Origin of the sequence: Enterococcus sp. AZ188 (genome assembly GCF_050544075.1) — a bacterium.
Lineage (GTDB): Bacteria > Bacillota > Bacilli > Lactobacillales > Enterococcaceae > Enterococcus_D > Enterococcus_D entomosocium.
Genome location: NZ_CP172943.1, coordinates 2,571,630 through 2,590,135 on the forward strand (window position 1 = coordinate 2,571,630; position 18,506 = coordinate 2,590,135).

The window sequence follows — 18,506 nt, forward strand, 5'->3', positions numbered from 1 at the left end:
CGTGACCCTCTTTCTTACAATACGTCAACGACATACTTGAAAACCTCTTGTTCTTGTATAAGCGCATCATAGGCAAAGTCAGGATGCCATTGAACCGCCAACAAGCGCTGACCCACGTGTTCAATGCCTTCAATGATGCCATCAGGACTCCAAGCTGTCTTTTGCAATGGACGAGCCAATCGATCCACCGCTTGATGATGAAAGGAATTAACCTTTGTTTTTTGACCGTAAACACGAGCCAACATGCTTTTTTCAGCCGTCACGATGGCATGGGTCGGCACTTCTTTCGGAATCGGCGCCTGCATATGAATGATCTCACTGAAGGTACTGATGTCTTGCTGCAGCGTGCCACCGAATGCCACGTTGACCAGCTGCAATCCCCGACAAACCGCAAAAATTGGTTTCTTTTGCAGCAGCGCTTCATCGATCAGCGCTAGTTCAAACTCATCCCGTGCCAACAAGCCGCTTCCAGTTGCCTGATGGGCCTCCTGCCCATAAAACTTGGGTGAAACATCTTGTCCACCAGCTAATACCAGTTTATCGATCTGTGAAACATAGTCCTTGGCTGCAGCTGGCTCACTGATTGGCACGAGCAATGGCAGTCCGCCCGCTTGCTGGATCGCTCGCACATACCCTAATGGTGTGTAGGCGATCGGCAAATGATGCAGCACATCGCCAGCATCTTGCACTTCATTCGCAGCGATCCCTATAATTGGTTTGCCCATCGACATCCCTCCCTGATTAACGATTTTTTCAGAAAAAAGCGGTATCTAGCAGTTGAACAAGGCAAGCGCCGCTCTTTTTCTCAAGATATGTTTCAACTATTCTAAACCAATCCGCACTTTTTGTGAAACACTATTTTCACTTTCGCGATCATTTATTACAATCACCATTCTATTTAACCCCCTCTTTGATAAGCAATAAAGAACACCGCTAGTCAGATATAGTTGAATTTTACCAATACTTTCTCTACGTAAAAAAACATGCGAGAAGCCGTTGCTTTCCGCATGTTTCGTCATTAAAATAATCGATTGTCTTTTAAAAACTCCAGCATCTGTGTTTTTAGGGGATCTTTTTCATTACGGATCGACTTTGTTTGCGTCGTTTCATCAAGTGTCGATGGCCGCTTTTTAGGAAAAGGCGCCGCTGGTTCTTCTGCCAACTCTATGATTTGGAAGCTATCCACCACCACTTCTGCCGCACAAAGTCTCTGACCTTCTGGTGTTTCATAAGGACAGCCTTGCAAGTGTCCATTGATTTTGATACTTGCCCCTTTTTGAGTATACCGTAAAAAGGTCTCTGCCTGCTTTCCATGAATGACGCAAGCAAACCATTCATGGTGCACTTCTTCACTGTTTTGCCATTGAGACACAATGACAAGATCAAAACGTACGCTTTGATCGTCCGCCGCATCAAACGCTTCTTTACTAGGCATCTCTGCGATTTTCCCAGTAAGAACCACTTTATTCATTGCCACGTTGCATCCTCGCTTTTCTCTCATTTCTTGAGTGATCTTAACTTATGCGACCTATTCTACCACATTCCAAAAAACAAGCAATCAAAGGTCGAATGGCTTAAGAAATGCTTTGAACAAAATGAACCAACTCAAAGAATTCATCTGATCCTGCCAATAATGTGCGATTTTCTGACTGAAAACTTCTCTTTGCTCCAGACAGCAAAAAACAATTGGTTCAATCCCCCTATGAACCAACTGCCTTTTGCGGATTTTTATTTAGCAAAGGAATCTTGACTACCATAGCGATCAAAATGGAGGGTTTCGCTTTCGAGATAATCGATGATCGCTTTGGGGATCATGACCCCTTCTTGCTGAGCTTTTTCAAAGTGTATTTGGCTGATCTCTCCAGGATAGTAGACTTGTGATTGCCCTTTTACTGGCGGGATTGCATGCAGCTCAGTCACCATCTGATCGACGCTTCGCTTGAAGGTTTCGGTGTCCGTAAAACGAGACGGATCGATCACAAGAAGGAATTGTCCTAAGCGGCGTTTTTCCGTCAAGTCCGCATACATGGAGGTGACCTGTTTACCAAAAGCCAAGCCTAGCATCGAGCCAGCTAAAATATCCACCATCATCATCAAGCCATATCCTTTAGCACCAGCGATTGGCAATAATCCTTGGACAGCATAGGGATCGGTGGTAGGCAAGCCATGCTCGTCTACTGCCCAAGTATCGGGGATCTGCTGCTTCTTCGAGCGAGCATCCAAAATTTTGCCCCACGCTTGAACCGTCGTCGCCATATCAAAAACCACCGGTGGATGATTGGCTCGTGGTGCAGCAAACGCGATTGGATTGGTGCCAAAATAGTTTTCGGTTCCACCAAAAGGCACCGCCATCGGATCCGATTGACACATGGCGATCGCTACTAAGTCGGCTTCAGCAGCCTGTTTGACGTAATACGCCATCGTCCCGCTATGGCTGGTCTGCTCGATTCCTACTGCAGCGATCCCGGCTTCTTTTGCCAGATGAATGGCGATCGCCATCGCTTCATTGCACACATAATGCCCCATGCCGTTATCTCCGTGGAAAATTCCGGTAGCGGCGCCTGTTTTTTCAAAAGACATGTTTGGTTCCAGCGTGATGCCACCTTTTACTAAACGCTCGGCATAGTAGTCCATCCGCACGGCACCATGAGAATGGATCCCGCAAGCATCCGCAAAGGTCAAATGCGCCGCTGTTTCACTGGCAGCGGCTTCTGGCAAACCAGCAGCCAATAGTTTCTTTTTCATCAATGCTTCTAATTCCAGCAGAGAACGTCTGCTCATTTCTTCCATCTTTTCTCCTCCTTAGAAAAAGAGAAGCACGCTTGGCAACGGCTTCTCTTATTGATTAAACACGCGATAATCGAGTTCATCAGCAGACTTAGCGATCAAAAGCGCTGAATAGACGTCTGAGTTCACGTTCAAGATCGTCCGCAGCATGCCAACAAACCATTCGACACCAGCAAATAGCGCAATGCTTTCGATTGGTAAACCGAGCTGGGGAACAATGATTGCCAAGGAAACTAACCCCGCTCCGGGAACAACTGCATTGGCTAAAGAAACGAAAGTCGCAGTTACAGCTACCGTCACCATTTGGATCCCGTCAAAGTTGATTTGATACATTTGGGCGATCGTCATGACTGTAATCGCCATATGCATCGCTGACCCATTGCTGTTCAAAGACATCCCTAACGGCAATACCAAATTGGTGATGCGGCTACTGAGTCCTAATTTATTCTGGGATTCTTCCATAGCGATCGGCAGCGTGATGGCAGAGGAGGTTGTCGCCAATGCCATGACCGACATATTTTTCATATTTTTGATCAATCGTAACGGATTGATCCGACAATACACGGTCAACAAGACTAGCCACAGCCCAAGGAACGTGACGGTGGCTAGACCGTAGACGAGCAAATAGCTGCCTAATGGCAAAATGATCTGCAAGCCCAGGGAGCTGATCGTTGAAGCGATCAAAGCAAAAATACCGATTGGTGCCACGATCATCACGTAACGAATGATAGCGATGACAACCTCATTTAGATCCACGATCAGCCCATAAAGAGATGACTCAGGTTTCTTTTGCATAAAGCGATTGAGAGCAACACCAAAGAACAACCCAAAAACGATGATTTGAATAATTGACCCTTTACTCAACGCATCGAAAATATTCGTGGGAATAAAGTTGATCACAGTCTCTGATATAGAAATTTCTTGTGCTTGCAGAGGTTCGCCGGCAGCTTGTGAAAAGTCGATCCCTTTGCCTGGAGCAAAGAAGAGCGCCATCAGCACGCCCCATGCAGCAGCGAATAAGGAGGAAATCCCAAAGACAGCGATCGTTTTTCCACCCAAACGAGTGAGTTCTTTCGGGGCAATCCCCCCAACTGCTTGAATGATTTGTCCAACGATCAATAACGGGATCGCCATTTGCATCAGACGCAAGAAAAGATCGCCCAAGATTTTTAGGAATGAAGCGGCTTGCCCAAAGAACAAACCGCAAAGAATCCCTAGAAGAACGGCAATAACGATCTGCGTCACCATCGGTAGTTTTTTTGCTTTCACTTTGATCCCCTCTTTATTTTCGAAGTATGGTTCCTGTATGCTGATCTAGTTCAGCTAACTTTTCGATTGAGGTAATAATCGCGGTTCTGGCTGCATCTTCTTCAACAAAATCAATCGCAGCTTCTATTTTTGGCAACATACTGCCCGCTGCAAAATGGCCTTCCTCGATGTAGCCCTTGGCTTGTGCCACACTGATTTCCCCTAAGGCTTGCTGATTCGGCTGATTGTAATTGATGTAGATATTGTCGACACCGGTCAAAATGATCAGGCGATCGGCCTGCACATCTTTTGCTAAGACACTGGCGGTAAAGTCTTTGTCGTTGACGGCTTCCACGCCAGTAAACCCATTATCGTTGCGAACGACAGGTACGCCACCGCCACCGGCACAAATCGTGATCACACCTGCATCGACCAATGTTTTGATGGCTTCTTTTTCAACAATTTCTTGCGGTTTCGGCGATGGAACCACTTTGCGGTAACCACGCCCAGCGTCTTCTTGATACACCCCGCCATTGGCTGCCATCGCAGCATTGGCTTCCTCTTCACTATAAAAAGGTCCGACTGGTTTGGAAGGTCTCTCAAACGATGGATCTGCTGGATCGACACGAACTTGGGTGACTAATGAGATTACCGATGGATGTGCTTGACGTGTGGCAAACTCATTGATCAAGGCATTTTGCAGCCAATAACCGATACTTCCTTGGGTCATCGCCACGCAGCTGTCTAATTTCAATTGGGGATTTTTTTCACTTTCCCCTGCTTTTTGCTGCAACAGCAAGTTGCCGACTTGTGGTCCATTGCCGTGACAAACAATGACTTTTTCCCCTTTTTCGACAAAATCGGCAATATAACGTGCTGCTTGCGCAACAACTGCTTTTTGTCCTTCATCACTAGGGTCTTTATCTAAAATAGCATTGCCGCCTAACGCGATCACATTCAAACTCATTTTATGCTCTCCTTCTGATTTTCCTTTGCTAATACGGCAAAAACACCTAATCCGATCAGCAGTAATAGACAAGACAGGTAAAACCCGACCTGCATCGATCCTAAAGAATCGGCTAAAAAGCCAGTAACATAAGGCGCTAAGATCGACCCCGACATCCCGATAAAGTTATAGGCACTCAAGGTTGTTCCTAAGGCGCCTTTTGGTGCGTTTTTCGTCACAAAGGTCACGACGATTGGATCAAGCGCCAGCTTGCCAGTCAATCCATACAAAATCAAAACAGTGATCAATAAGGTACGATCCGTTACAAAGGCAATGGCAAATACGGAAAGGGTCGCCAATGGGACCAATAAATAGACTAATTTTTTCGTCGCGCCAGTTTTATCATTCAATCGAGCAAAAATCAACGCACCTGGAATCGATGCCCATGGGACTAAGGAAGCAATAAAGCCGACACTCGCCCCTTCAAAGCCACGCTCGGCAATCAAGAATTGCGGCAGCCAAGTTATAATCACAAAGTTTGCATAAATGCTGGTAAAGCATAGAACAAAGGCTGCCACGAGATTGCGGTTTGAAAAAATCTGCTTCAAGGAAATCTTTTCTTTTGGCCCCTCTTCTTTTATTTCTTGTCCTTCATCTTCTGGACGAATCACTTTTTCTTTCAAAACAAAATAGAACAAGACACCGACAATCAAGGTCGGAAACGCCATTAGGAAGAAGGGTTGGCTCCAATGGCCCCCGTTATCCAAGACCAATTTACTAGAAAGCAAGTACCCGCCAGACGTTCCAAACGCCATCCCACTGTTGATAATGGCATTTCCGACGGTCCGTTTGTTGTCGGGAATCGCTTCGGTAGACAATGCGTATTGCGGACCGTAATAGGCACCTTGACCAATCCCTGCAATGGCACGAATCACTAAGAACAAAACGAAGCTTGTGGCTAGCCCACTGAAGTAAGTAGTCACCGCCAATAAAACAAAACCTAGGGCGATCACCAATTTGCGACCGATTTTGTCGCCGATGATGCCAAAAGGAATTTGCGCAACGGCATATGTCAAAAAGAAAATACTATTGGCAAGTCCTAGTTGTGTGTTGCTTAAATTGAATTCTTCTCCGATCACACCCATGATTGGATTGAAGATCGTCCGTGTGGCGTACATTAAAATCCAGCCGACAAAGAAAATAGCAATGACTTTTTTCCAGTAAGAATTGCTTACTTTGACCGCATCTTTCTGGTTACTGATTTCCATGATTTCTCCCCATTTCTATTCTTTTTCCTCAAGTGACAATGACTCCAACGCTAACAACAACCCAAAACTAAGATCTTTGCCTGACGAATGACCAACGGACATCAACTGCTGCACATCTTTTTCAATCACTTGTGGGTTTTGCTTTTTTAAGTCTTTGAATAATTGCAGCATCAGAGAATTGACATACCCTTGACTGGCACTTTGAATATAAGCAAGGCTGACATCCGTCGTAGACAGCGGTTTTGCCAATGCTTGCGCTAACGCGTCAGCTTCCGGCTGCTGCAAGGCATAGAGCATCGCTTGATAGGCAACTAAAAGATCATCGCCGCTAGGTGTCAATCCTTTGCCGCGGCCAATCAGGTGAGCAATGATTGGTTCCCAATCTGAGACAGGCTGCCGCAATGCCGCAAACACTGCTTGGGTTTTCTCATCTTCGGGCAACCCAATCTTGGTTTCTAGTTTTTGTTGAAGCAGGATTTCTTTCAAAAGCTGCAATTCCGCAGAGGTGAAGGATAGCTCCTTCACCTGCAGCGAAACCAATTCTTTTTCCTCTAATGAAAGAGAAAATGTTCCTTTTGTGCTGTAAAAGGTCAGACCATGCTCTCGGACTTGCACGCGATTGCCGACCTCGATCAAAGGCAGGACTTGCTCAAACAATGCATCTGGTAAAAAGACTCCGAAGCCAGTCAAATAGTTGCGATAGTTGTTGATATTGACCAGCTGCTGCCCGATCATCACATTGAATGAACGATCAAACACGCTATGCACCCGACCGGTACGACCGAATCGTTGCAATGGGTCTAGATAATCACTGATTTTGATTTTCTCAGTCAACATCGATCCCCAGATCCTTCGCATAAGCCGTCAAGGCATTTTCAAAACAGCCTAACGGTGCACGCACCGTCCCTGCACCGACTTGACCGACACCTGCTTCTTTATGGGCGATCCCAGTATTGATGATTGGGGTGATGCCTGTTTCAACGACTTTCCGGATGTCGATCCCCAAACAAGTCCCCTGGAAGTCCCATGTTGGGATCGAGAAGGTCGGATTATGACCGAAACAGATTTTTGCCATTTCATTGGAAGTTTCTAGCGCATCTTCAAAGCCACCAGCGCCGACAAAGCGTGTTACACCTGGTGCGGCTACCATCGCCATTGCTCCGACACCGACGGTTTCAGTAATGGCACTGTCCCCAATATCAGGATTGCCATCTGCTTCGGTAAACCCAGTAAAGTACAAACCTTTCGGCGTATTGACTGGTGCAGTATGCCATTGGTCTTCTGTTTGGGCGACACGAACCCCAAAATTGACGCCGTTTCTCGTCATGGTGGTCACGATCGTTCCTTTGGCATCGACACGGGCACCGTCAACGATGGCTTTGCCGGTTGCCATCATGATATTCAAGAAGAACTGATCGGTATCTGCTAAGAACTTGATCACTTCATATTTTTGCTTTTCATCGATTTCTGTTTGGATGATCAACGGCGCGATCTCTTTCAAGAAGTTCAATGATGCTGCAATATTTCGTTGATGGAATTCATCCCCCATTGTGATCGACCGGGCAATCAATACATTCAAATTGATGCCTTCTTCAGTTAGTTTTAATGCCTTGGCAATGGTTGGTCCTAAGACGTCTTTGATCCAATCCAAACGATCGATGACTTCTTGTGAATAAGCACCGAATCGCAAGACTTTACCGATCCCTTCGTTCAAAATACAGTAGGCTTTGTTGCCGACAAGGCGGTTTTCAACCACAAAGACAGGCATATTCCCTGAAGTGATCCCGCCCATTGGACCGACTGCCTGGACATGGTGACATGGCATAAAGCGGACTTCCCCACTTTCTAGTAGGCGGCGGGCTTCGTCTTCATCCTTCGCCCAGCGTTCAAACAAGGCAGCGCCGATACAAGATCCTTGCATCGGTCCCGTCATTTCCGACCATTGGATCGGCGGTCCTGCATGCAGCAAGGTTTTCTGACTTTCGTTTAATTCAGCGATCACTGATTTAGCCGGAACGACATCGATCAAGAATGGTTGGGCATTTTTGATTTTATCCGTCACTGCTTGGTTTTCAGCTGTGATTTTTTCGTCAAATTCTTCTAACGCGTCTAAAATACGGATCATTTTCTTGTTGCCGTTAGCACGAGGACGCCAGTTGAATTGTTCTGTTTTCCCGCCATATTGCAGGATCGATTCATTGAAGCTTTGCAAGCCAACATTGATGATCCGTGGTTTGGTGGTCAACAGGTCCATTACTTTCTCGCTGACTGTCGGCACCTCAACCTTGCTACCAATATAGTCATTGACTGTTTTGTCTGCTTCAGAAAGAGTCGCCCCTTTTAAAGCTAGGGCTAATTGCACTGCTTGAGCATTGCTTGGTGCCATATAGACGCCAGCTGCTTTCAAACGGTTGACCGCTTCTTGGTAGTTTTGCGGATCTTTTTCAGTTCCGCAGACGGTAGCAACAAAGTACAACGCGCGATCAGCTGCTTGGGCTGTTTGCTGTGCAGCTTCGATAGCTGGTAACAAAGCTCCTACCATATCTGCATGCGCGCCGTAACCTAGCACCACATCAAATAGAATGACCCCGGTTTGCTCATCTTGCGCATAGTCTTCGATTTTTTTGATGCGCACTTCAGGATCGATCATTGGGTGCGGTTTGCCTTGGGTATAGATATCATCACCAAGGTCGATCACATCATAGCCGTGGGAATGCAAGATATAGCCTTCTTGTTTTACAAGGCCTTCTAGATTCAAGGCTTCGGAGATCAGCATTCCTGCTTCGGCAGCTAATGTACCGCCAGAATAAAGACCTTTGACCACTTTGTCTTCAGCGAGTTTGGGCACATCTGGGGTTGCCACGCGTTCAAAATAGTTCGCTTTGACGGGTTCTTCATTGGCAAGATCAACAGCGATGCGCGCTGTTTCTTCCAGCGTATGTGCCAAATAGACTTTTCCTTCATGGGCTTCTGGTTTTTCTCCTAAGAAAATCGCTACTACAGGTTTGCTGATACTTTGTAGCAATTGAACGACTTCATCCCGCACTTCTTTTGCAGGTGGTTTCGAGATCACGCAAATCACATCTGTCGGTTCATGATTTTCTAAAGCAACGATGGCATCTTTGACAGTGATCGCCCCAACTTTGTCGCTTAAGTCACGTCCGCCGGTCCCGATGGCATGAACGACACCACCGCCTAATCGGTCAATGATCGTCGTCACTTCTTGAATCCCCGTACCAGAGGCACCAACAACACCGATGTTTCCTGGTGCCACGACATTCGTGAAGGCAATCGGAATGCTGGAAATAATACCGGTCCCACAGTCTGGCCCCATCATCAATAAGCCTTTTTCATGAGCCAGCTGTTTCAAACGCACTTCATCTTCGATAGCAACATTGTCCGTAAACGAGAATACATGCAAGTCATTTTTCAAGGCTTTTTCCATCTCGGCAGCACCATATTCCCCAGGAATACTAAATAGTGCAACATTGGCATCCGGCATTGCGCTCAAGGCTTCTTGCCATGAAGCCGCCGCTGGCGTTTCTTTGCCTTGATCTTTTGCTGAAAGATCAGCTAAAAATGAATCGATCGCTGGCATTACTTGATCCATGATCTGTTCGTTTTGGCTATCGACCACGATCATCATATCGTTGGGTGAAGCACCTTCTGCCTCTTTAGAAAGCAATCCAGTGTTATTTAATATATCTTTGTTTGCATCCGTCCCCATCATGATTTGACTCATTTCGACATCGCCTAGATCATTGATCGTATTCGTCAGCAGCATTAAGTTAATGGAATCTTGGTAGTTATTCTTTAAGATTACTGTGTGCAGCATTTGTTCTCCTCCTTTTCTTATACTCTCATTCTAACGAGCCTTGTTTGCGTTTTCATTGGATAAAGTTCTAAAAAAATGCTATACTTTTTATCCAAAAGAGAAAAAAGGAGCATTTTATGAAATTAAAAGAATTGGTTGAACTGCCGCTTTTTGAAAAAAGTAAAGTCCTGACTGGCTCCATTGGTTTAACAAATTCCGTTGGTTCCGTTATGGTGTTGGAAGCGATGGATATCGAAAAATGGAGCAAAGCCCATCAATTGATTTTGACTTCTTTTTATGCCTTCAAAGACCAATCGCCTGAGGAACTGCGTGTTTTTTTTGAAAAAATGCAGCAAATCGGTGTCAGCGGTTTAGTGATCAAAGTGGATCGCTTGATCCCTATGATTCCAGATTGGGTGATTGAGCTTAGCTTTGCTTATCAGATCCCTTTGATCAAAGTACAGCAAGAAGTCAGCTATGAAGCCATCATGCTAGCGGTTTACGAACCATTGCTGAATCACCAAACCCAGCTGCTGCGTACCTATTACGAAGTTCGCCAGCGCTTCATGAAAGTCGAGCGCAACCACTCTTCTTTCGATCAGATCATGCAAGAGTTCTATCAATTGATCGAAAAGCCTTGTTCTTTGCGCATCCCCCATTTAGATGTGCATGTGTCCGTCGGTCAATCCTTTAAGAATTTCGTGGTGACCAAACAAGAACCTATGAAGACCATCGAGTTTACCAAGAACCACTACGAATATTTGGAATTATTTTCTCATGAGAACAATCAATATGTGACTGCCATCAAAGTAGAGATCATCAATCCTTACAATGATCTGTGTACCCTGATCGTTTATCAGAAAGATTCGCAGATCCCTGAGGCAAAAGTCATGATCATTGAAAATGTAATCGACGTCATCTATGAACGCCTCCAAATGGCGTATTTGTTGAAGAAAGAGCGCTACAATCGCATGAACAATCTTGCCGATGCGATCTTGCAAAACACTCCTAGCAATTTGGCTGAGCTGGATCTTTTGTTAGAAGAAGCGCAACTGGATCGCTATGATTTCTACCAAGGCATTGCCTTTGCTTCCAACAGCTTTAAAGATAAGGAGCGTAAGTCCGTCGTTTTACACAAGCTACGGGCGTTGAAAACACCCCACGTCTTTTTCGAACACCATAATTATTTGGTGATCCTTTATAATTTCCAATCGATCGCCCATCAGGTGACGAAACAGATGCTGCAGACACATTTTGATGATGCCCTGCTAGCCGATGAACATGGCTGCTTGGTGGTCAGCGAAGTCTTACGCAAGGAACAGATCAAAGAGATCCTGCCAGAGTGTTTGGATGCGATCCGCTTCAATCGGCAGTTTTATTTGGCGCCGATCATTGCCTATAGCGACTTAGGTATCTTTAGTTCCTTTATCAAGGAGAACCAACTGGAAAAGCTGCAGCAAAGCATTCCCCCGAAGCTGTATCAACTTTCGGAAGAAAATGAAGAGCTGTTCAAAACGCTGTACACCTTTTTTATCACGAATCGCAATTACAAAAATACGGCTGAAACCTTGTTTCTTCATGCCAAAACGATTCGCTACCGGCTAAGCAAAATTGAACAGCTACTAGAGATCGATCTAACAAGTCCGATCCAATTAGTCAATTACGAGATCGGCACCTATTTATTAGAGCTTCAAAAAAGGAGTCAAGCAAAATGAAAAAAGAATGGCAATTGACCACCGGTGCTTCCGTGACCCTTTATCCTGCTTCGGAGAAATACCTGATTTATTTTCACGGCGGCGGTTTTGTTTATGGAACGCGCCAAGACATTCCCGCATCACTGATCACACTATTTCAAGCGCAGCAATACAGCGTCCTCACAGTCGATTATGTGCTGGCACCTAATTCCTCGTTAGCGGAGATTTTAGCAATGAACTGGCAGAACTTTCAAGAATTGCAAGCAACTGTGCTTAAAGATAACCCGTTTTGTTTCTGCGGACGCTCAGCTGGCGGTTATTTGATGCTGGCGCTGACCCAGCAATTACTGAAGGAACAACAGGGATTGCCTGAAAAACTGGTCAATTTTTATGGGTATACCGATCTTTCTTTTATTGAAAACAAACGAGTCTTGCAGCAGCCGCTCTTAAGCAAAGAGCAAGTCCCTTCTTTGGATCAAACCGAGATCGTTTGGGATGATCCGCAGTTTCAGCGCTATTTGCCTTATGTTTATTGGGTTCAACAGCAAGAACTCACCACGATCTATGGTCTAACAGCTGAAGCTCTTTCTGACTATGCCATTGATCCTGAGCTGCTTGCTCAATTTCCTCCAATTTTCAGCAGTGCCAGCAATACCGATGAGGAAGTTCCTTTTCGTTACAGCAAAGGCTTGAAGAAAGTGCCTAAAAGCAAATTTGTCCCTGTCTATGATTTGCCCCACGACTTTTTGAAAAACGTCGAGGAGCCGCAAGTCCAAATGGTGTTTCAGCAGCTCGCCCGTTGGCTCAAACAATAATTTGATACAAGTAAAGTGAAAATAATGTTTTTTTATTTCGACGAGTGCACAGAAAAACTCTGATTGCCTTCGCTTCCTCCTTATCTCAAAAAACGTGTGGTTTAATGAAACTCTTTTAATAAAAAAAGGCTTGATACAGGCTCAATTCAAGAGAGAATGCTATACTAAAGGGGAGTATGTTATAGGAAAGAAGGATGAGGTTTTATGCATTTTGTCGGGATTTTGTGTTTGATCCTAATCACGACGACCCTCTTCTCGCATCTGGCGAGACGGATGGGCGTTCCTGCTGTTATCGGGCAGTTGTTAGCGGGGGTTTTATTAGGAGGCGCAGGACTCAATTGGGTCCATCCAGATATTCTGGTTCATGATTTTTCAGAGATTGGTGTTATTTTGCTGATGTTTTTAGCGGGATTGGAAAGTGATATTTCTTTATTGAAACGCTATTTTCGTCCAGGGATGCTCGTTGCCCTTTTGGGGATCGTGTTCCCTATGCTCTTCGGGTATGCCACGGGGGTCGGTTTTCAAAGCAGTCCCACAGAAGCGTTCTTTTTCGGGATCGTATTAGCTGCCACCTCAGTCAGTATTTCTGTCGAAGTATTGAAAGAGTTGAATGTGGTGAATACGAAAGAAGGGTCGACGATTCTTGGTGCTTCCGTCGTGGATGATATTTTGGTCGTGTTGGTTTTGAGTCTTAGCCTTTCCTTTTTAGGCGGCGAAAGCAGCCAAGCAACACCACTGCCGGTCACCTTATTGGTAGAATTGATTTATTTTGTGTTGATTTTTCTATTAGTGAAATGGATTGCTCCGTTCTTATTGGCACTTGCAGAAAAGCTATTTGCAAATTCCGCGGTGATCATCATGTCACTGATCATCTGCTTAGGAATGGCGTATCTTGCTGACCTCGTTGGGTTAAGCTCGGTCATTGGTGCCTTCTTCGCAGGGATCGCTGTCAGTCAAACGAAGGTTCGTGAGGAAGTGGAACACAGTGTCGAAGCATTAGGTTACGCCGTCTTCATTCCGGTGTTCTTTGTCAGCGTTGGCTTAGAAGTTGATTTTTCCCGCTTAAATGAGCAATTATTCTTTATTCTTGCCTTTACCGTGGTCGCGATCATGACCAAATTGGTCGGCGGCTATGTCGGGGCGAAAATCGCGAAATTCTCAAACAACAGTGCTTGGATGGTGGGAGCTGGAATGATTTCCCGAGGTGAAATGGCATTGATCATTTTACAGATTGGTCAACAAAACCAATTGATTTCGTCCGCATTGTATTCCCCTTTGGTGATCGTTGTCTTGTTGAGTACCTTGATCTCTCCCCTGATCTTAAAATACTTTACGAAAAAGATTTATTAAGCGATGTAGCAACAGCGAGGCGATACCGATGATTGCGAAAAAAACAGCGCGGGTTTTGTAGTGACCGCTCAACGGCCGATTGTTGATCGAACGTTGGGCGGTCGCTTCCTTTCCCGCGCTGTTTTTCTCTATACAGGTATAAAAGCGACAATGCTGCTAGTTACTAGAAACCAATGTTAATTTCCCATGATCGATTAGACACACGTCATCCGCGACGGCATCGATAAACGCTTGATCGTGAGATGTGAACAAAACCATACCACGATAGCTGCGAATCAATTGTTCCAAGACGGTGATTGTCGGTAGATCAATAAAGTTCGTCGGTTCATCAAGTATCAAGACATTGGCAGGTTGAGTAAAGATGCGTGCGAGCTCGACCCGTGTCGCTTCCCCGCCGCTTAGCACATTGACTGGCTTCATCACGTCAATCTGGCTTAATCCCAGATTGTGTAAAATACTGCGGACCAGTGGTTCCTGATAGTCTGTTTGAGCCATCAATTCCGTCAAAAGCGGTGTGGTGCTGTTTTTTCGATAGCCCATTTGCTCGTAGACCGCAAAGACGATTTTCGGTGATACATAGATTCCCTCTCCACCTGCGATGATTTCTTTTAGTAAAGTCGACTTTCCCGAACCGTTCGGACCCACGATAGCGATTTTCTTCCCGGCAGCAAACTGGAAACTGCTGCTGTCTAGCAAACGTTTCGCCCCTCTTTGAATGGTTACTTGCTCCCCACGAATCGGTCGTTTATTATGCAGCTCCACTGCAGGGACTACCGGAAAACGAATCACCTGCTGCCGGGCAACACCCTTCACTTCTTCCAACTGATCCAAGCGACTTTCCATGGCTTTGACTGTTTTTTGCAATGACTTTTGCACCGTGTCTTTTTGTTTTGATGACGACAAACGGTCTGGTCGGATGTTCTGCTGCCGCTTTTTTTCAGAAATGCGACTGCTCTTGATCGCTTGTTCTTTTTTCTTTTGGATCGCTTGGGTCAACTGCTGTTTTTGTTGCTGATACTGCGCAGCCTCCCAGGCAACACGCTGTGCCGCTTGCTCTTTTTGCTGTCGGTAACTGTCATAATTACCAGAATACTCGGTGACTTTTCCTTGATCGACTTCCCAGATTTTCGTTGTCAGCTGATTCAATAGATACCGATCATGACTGACCACGATCAGGGTGCCATAATAATACTGCAGTTCATCAATCAAGACTTGAATTCCTTGCTGGTCCAAGTGGGTCGTTGGCTCATCGAGCAAAAGTCCTAACTGATAGGAAGATAACGTTTGTGCCAACCGGTATTTGGTCTCCTCCCCGCCGCTTAGTGTCGCCAATTCATTTGTTGGGATCGAAAAACGACCGAACAGCGCCCAGTCAAGGGCCTCCGTCTTTTCAGTCACCTCAGCGATTTGCGGGAAATAGTGAAACGAATTTTCTTTTTGGATCGTTCCTGAATCAGGATCGACCACTCCCGCAATCAACTTCAGCAAGGTAGACTTGCCTTGCCCGTTTGCGCCCACGATCCCGATACGATCCGTTTGATAGGCACTCAGTTCTTCAATGTTCAGTACTTCTTTGGCCCCATAATTTTTGATTAGATTGTTTATTTTTACACTTAATTGTTCCATCAGTCTGTCCTTCCCGTCTAGGAAAACGCAAGCACAAAAAAAGGGCATAGCCTACCGCTATACCCTGATTTTAATAAGAAATTGGAAAAAAGAGGACACTCATCCCTTGAAATCACGATTGCCTAGACTTTTGAAATAGATTTAAATTAGCTATTCAAAAGGTCAATCCACAATTTCATCGATGCTGTCATGTTTTTTCCTCCTCTTTTTGTCGTATTTGTCTGTTGAATGACAAGCGGAAAATCAGCCGCTACTGTTTACCGTTTACGGTATTTCAGGAAGCTTCTTTAGTCTATCAACGAATCAATCGTAGCACGTTTCCAAAAAAGAGTAAAGTTTCATCACAAGAATGATTGGTCTTATACGCCATCGGTGATTTTTTCTGCTAATTTGACCTGGGCTTTTTCACCATTGAAGATTGCACGATCCAGTTCTCCTTCATCATGAGCAACGATCAACGCCACCGTGACGTCAGGGTCAACATTCAAGAGGGTCCGAAACATCCCAGAAAACCAATCGATCCCTGCCAGTAAGGCGATGCTTTCATTAGGCAGTCCTAACATAGGTAAAACCGTAGCCAGTGTGACTAATCCGCCGCCTGGAACGACGATCGTTCCCAAGCATGCCAACGAGGACAACAAGACCACTTGCAAAAGATCCCCCCAGCTCAATTGGATCTGGTACGCCTGAGCAACGGTTACGATTGCCAGGGCTAAAAATAAGGAGAGCCCATTGCTATTTAAGGTCATGCCTAAAGGCATCACGAGCTTATTGATTCGATCACTGATCCCAAATCGTTCTTTGCCATCTTCGATTTGAAACGGCAATGAAACAGCAGAAGAGGTGGTCGTAAAGGAAACCACCGATAGACGCCACATATTCTTTATCAAACGAAACAAGGAAACTTTGCAATAGAGCGACGTCAAGAGAAACCAAAGAAACAAAAAGAGCAAAGATGCCGCTGCTAACGTCAATAAAAAACTGGCTAACATTCCCAACACACGAATGCCGGTATCTTCTACCAAGGAAGCAACAAGGCCGAAAATCCCGATCGGCGCCAACTTCATGATCATGCTGACCATTTTTAACAAAATATGATTAAAACTACCGATCATATCTAGAAACAGCTGATTCTTTTTTTCATGCTTGATTAAGCTCAAGGCAAGGCCAAAGAAGAGCGAAAAAATAATCACTTGGACCATATTCTGCTCCACCATGGCTTGAATAATGTTCAGTGGAACAAAGTTCAAGATGACTTCTTCTATACTGCTGGTACTTAATGCAGTTTCTGTACTTTGCAGCAGCGACTGGTCAAGGCCTGCGCCGGGCTTGAGGATCAAGGCGAACAAGAGACCGAAAATAGCGGCGACGAGGGTCGAACCGGTAAACCAGAGGAAGACTTTCCCGCCGATCCCACCTAATTCTTTTGGATCAAGTCCCCCCACCGCTTCAATCACCGAGCCCATGACCAACACGACCACAGACATTTGAATCAGTCGCAAGAAGAAGTCCCCGACTAGCTGCATTTGATCACCTAAACCGGGAAAGGAAACGCCCCAAAAAATCCCCAATACCGTTGCAATCATGATTTGGTTGGTCAAACTGATTTTTAAGGATCGTTTTTTCATCTGTTGTTCCTCACTTTTCTACTTTGCTGTTTTCTTAGAGTTTACAGTCAAGAATAAGAATGTACCACCGATCAACAAAATAATTGCGATATAAAAGCCCATTACTTTTGACCCTGTTGCATCCGAGATCGATCCGGTCAATGTTGGTGCGATAACGGAAGACATCATGCCGAAAAAGTTGAAGACCCCTAATGTCGTACCGACCCCAACTTTTGGTGCATTTTCCCCTAGCCAAGAAATGATGATTGGTTCAACCGCTAGTTTTCCAAGGAACCCGTACAAGATCAACGCGATCATTAAGAAGGTCGAATTTGTTGCTTGCACCGTTACTAATAACATCAACGCCGCTAATACTTCTAAAATAACGATAAAGGTAACTTTTTTATGCATGTATTTGTCTGCCAAGCGGCTAAAGAACAAGGCCCCAGGAATCGAAGCAAATGCCACCAATGAAGAAGAGAAGCCGATTGCGACTCCTTGGAAGCCTCGTTCTGTTCCTAAGAAGTTTGGTAACCAAGTAACCGTCATATAGTAGGCATAACACGTCGCAAAATATAACACATACGTAAAGAGCATCCGCAGGGAGAACAAGGTCGAAAGGGAAACTTTTTCTTTCGGCTGATCCGTTGTTTCTTCTTCAGCTGCTGCTTGACTCTCCAAGAAAGCTACGTCTTCTTTGTTGCTGCGGATCACCAATGCGAAAGCGATCGTCATACAAACGATCAAGAAAGCGGATAAATACATCATTGTTTGCCAAGGCATGTTCATCTGAATAACGATAAAGCTTGATAAGATCATCCCAAACCCTGAACCAACGGCAGAACCACTATTGACGATCGCTGTTGAGAAGCTCTTCTTTTCTTTCGGAATGTTCTGTGAGGTCAAAGAATACGCGGAACCATAAAATGATCCACAGCCGATCCCTGCTAAAAAGCTACCGGTATAGATCATGGAGATTGAAGAGGCTTGTGAAATCAGTAAAGCTGCCAGTGCAAATACCACAAATCCCGGAAGCAGAACTGTTTTCTTCCCAATCTTATCCACTAAAAAGCCGGCAGGGATCTGCATGATCACATAGCCGAAAAAGTAAAAGCTGGCGATCGATCCTAATGCTGTATCAGAAATATTGCCGCCAAGTGACTCATTGATTTGCGGATAGACCGGTGATAACGCAGCGCGATAAATCCAGATAGTGACCCAGCCTGAACACATTAAGATAATAATTTGTTTCCAGTAGGCAAGCCCACCACGTTCTTTATTGATTTCCATTTTTTTCCCTCCATCAGTTACACAAGTAAAGTTTGTGAAGCACGCCAACGAAAGCGCTTTA

Annotated in this window: 14 protein-coding genes; 3 read left to right on the forward strand and 11 right to left on the reverse strand. The window is 45.2% G+C overall.

The annotated features are described in order from the left end of the window. Positions 1-14: 14 nt before the first annotated feature. The 8 genes from IGI86_RS11975 to fdrA form a co-directional block, all read right to left on the reverse strand. On the reverse strand, positions 15-725 hold the full coding sequence (locus tag IGI86_RS11975) for a gamma-glutamyl-gamma-aminobutyrate hydrolase family protein (protein ID WP_429967308.1): 711 nt from the start codon (positions 723-725) through the stop codon (positions 15-17). 293 nt (positions 726-1,018) lie between these two features. Next, complete coding sequence (gene ssb / locus IGI86_RS11980) at positions 1,019-1,501, reverse strand: single-stranded DNA-binding protein (protein WP_016613685.1); 483 nt, start codon at positions 1,499-1,501, stop codon at positions 1,019-1,021. Positions 1,502-1,728: 227 nt separating this feature from the next. Further along, positions 1,729-2,790: an ureidoglycolate dehydrogenase gene (gene allD / locus IGI86_RS11985; RefSeq protein WP_430617318.1), complete on the reverse strand. Its 1,062-nt coding sequence runs from the start codon at positions 2,788-2,790 to the stop codon at positions 1,729-1,731. 48 nt (positions 2,791-2,838) lie between these two features. Next, a complete protein-coding gene (locus IGI86_RS11990; protein ID WP_081343838.1) occupies positions 2,839-4,056 on the reverse strand; it encodes a dicarboxylate/amino acid:cation symporter in 1,218 nt (405 codons plus the stop codon). Between the two features lie 13 nt (positions 4,057-4,069). Beyond that, on the reverse strand, positions 4,070-5,002 hold the full coding sequence (gene arcC / locus IGI86_RS11995; protein ID WP_005234499.1) for a carbamate kinase: 933 nt from the start codon (positions 5,000-5,002) through the stop codon (positions 4,070-4,072). Further along, positions 4,999-6,249 carry an MFS transporter gene (locus IGI86_RS12000; RefSeq protein ID WP_430617319.1) on the reverse strand — a complete coding sequence of 417 codons (1,251 nt, stop codon included), beginning with the start codon at positions 6,247-6,249 and terminating at the stop codon, positions 4,999-5,001. Before IGI86_RS12000 ends, arcC begins: the two co-directional genes overlap by 4 nt. A 15-nt stretch (positions 6,250-6,264) precedes the next feature. Further along, positions 6,265-7,086 carry a DUF2877 domain-containing protein gene (locus tag IGI86_RS12005; RefSeq protein ID WP_061054456.1) on the reverse strand — a complete coding sequence of 274 codons (822 nt, stop codon included), beginning with the start codon at positions 7,084-7,086 and terminating at the stop codon, positions 6,265-6,267. Beyond that, positions 7,076-10,084, reverse strand: a complete 3,009-nt coding sequence (gene fdrA, locus IGI86_RS12010; RefSeq protein ID WP_430617320.1) for an acyl-CoA synthetase FdrA — start codon at positions 10,082-10,084, stop codon at positions 7,076-7,078. The genes IGI86_RS12005 and fdrA overlap by 11 nt, the downstream gene beginning before the upstream one ends. A gap of 116 nt (positions 10,085-10,200) precedes the next feature. Between fdrA and IGI86_RS12015 the strand changes: the two genes are divergently transcribed. From IGI86_RS12015 to IGI86_RS12025, 3 genes are all read left to right on the forward strand, one after another. Beyond that, entirely contained in the window at positions 10,201-11,778 is a 1,578-nt protein-coding gene (locus IGI86_RS12015; protein ID WP_008379210.1) for a PucR family transcriptional regulator, read from the forward strand. Further along, positions 11,775-12,572: an alpha/beta hydrolase gene (locus IGI86_RS12020; RefSeq protein ID WP_429967313.1), complete on the forward strand. Its 798-nt coding sequence runs from the start codon at positions 11,775-11,777 to the stop codon at positions 12,570-12,572. The genes IGI86_RS12015 and IGI86_RS12020 overlap by 4 nt, the downstream gene beginning before the upstream one ends. Before the next feature lie 204 nt (positions 12,573-12,776). Further along, positions 12,777-13,922 (forward strand): cation:proton antiporter, encoded by a 1,146-nt coding sequence (locus IGI86_RS12025; protein ID WP_005234488.1) that lies wholly within the window; start codon positions 12,777-12,779, stop codon positions 13,920-13,922. A 156-nt stretch (positions 13,923-14,078) separates the two neighbouring features. Here IGI86_RS12025 and abc-f read toward each other — a convergent pair whose 3' ends face one another. The 3 genes from abc-f to IGI86_RS12040 all read right to left on the reverse strand — a co-directional run bounded on the left by abc-f (position 14,079) and on the right by IGI86_RS12040 (position 18,445). Continuing rightward, a complete protein-coding gene (gene abc-f / locus IGI86_RS12030; protein ID WP_429967314.1) occupies positions 14,079-15,548 on the reverse strand; it encodes a ribosomal protection-like ABC-F family protein in 1,470 nt (489 codons plus the stop codon). 359 nt (positions 15,549-15,907) lie between these two features. Next, positions 15,908-17,176 (reverse strand): dicarboxylate/amino acid:cation symporter, encoded by a 1,269-nt coding sequence (locus tag IGI86_RS12035; RefSeq protein ID WP_429967315.1) that lies wholly within the window; start codon positions 17,174-17,176, stop codon positions 15,908-15,910. Positions 17,177-17,194: 18 nt separating this feature from the next. Further along, complete coding sequence (locus IGI86_RS12040; protein WP_005225368.1) at positions 17,195-18,445, reverse strand: MFS transporter; 1,251 nt, start codon at positions 18,443-18,445, stop codon at positions 17,195-17,197. Between the last annotated feature and the right edge of the window lie 61 nt (positions 18,446-18,506).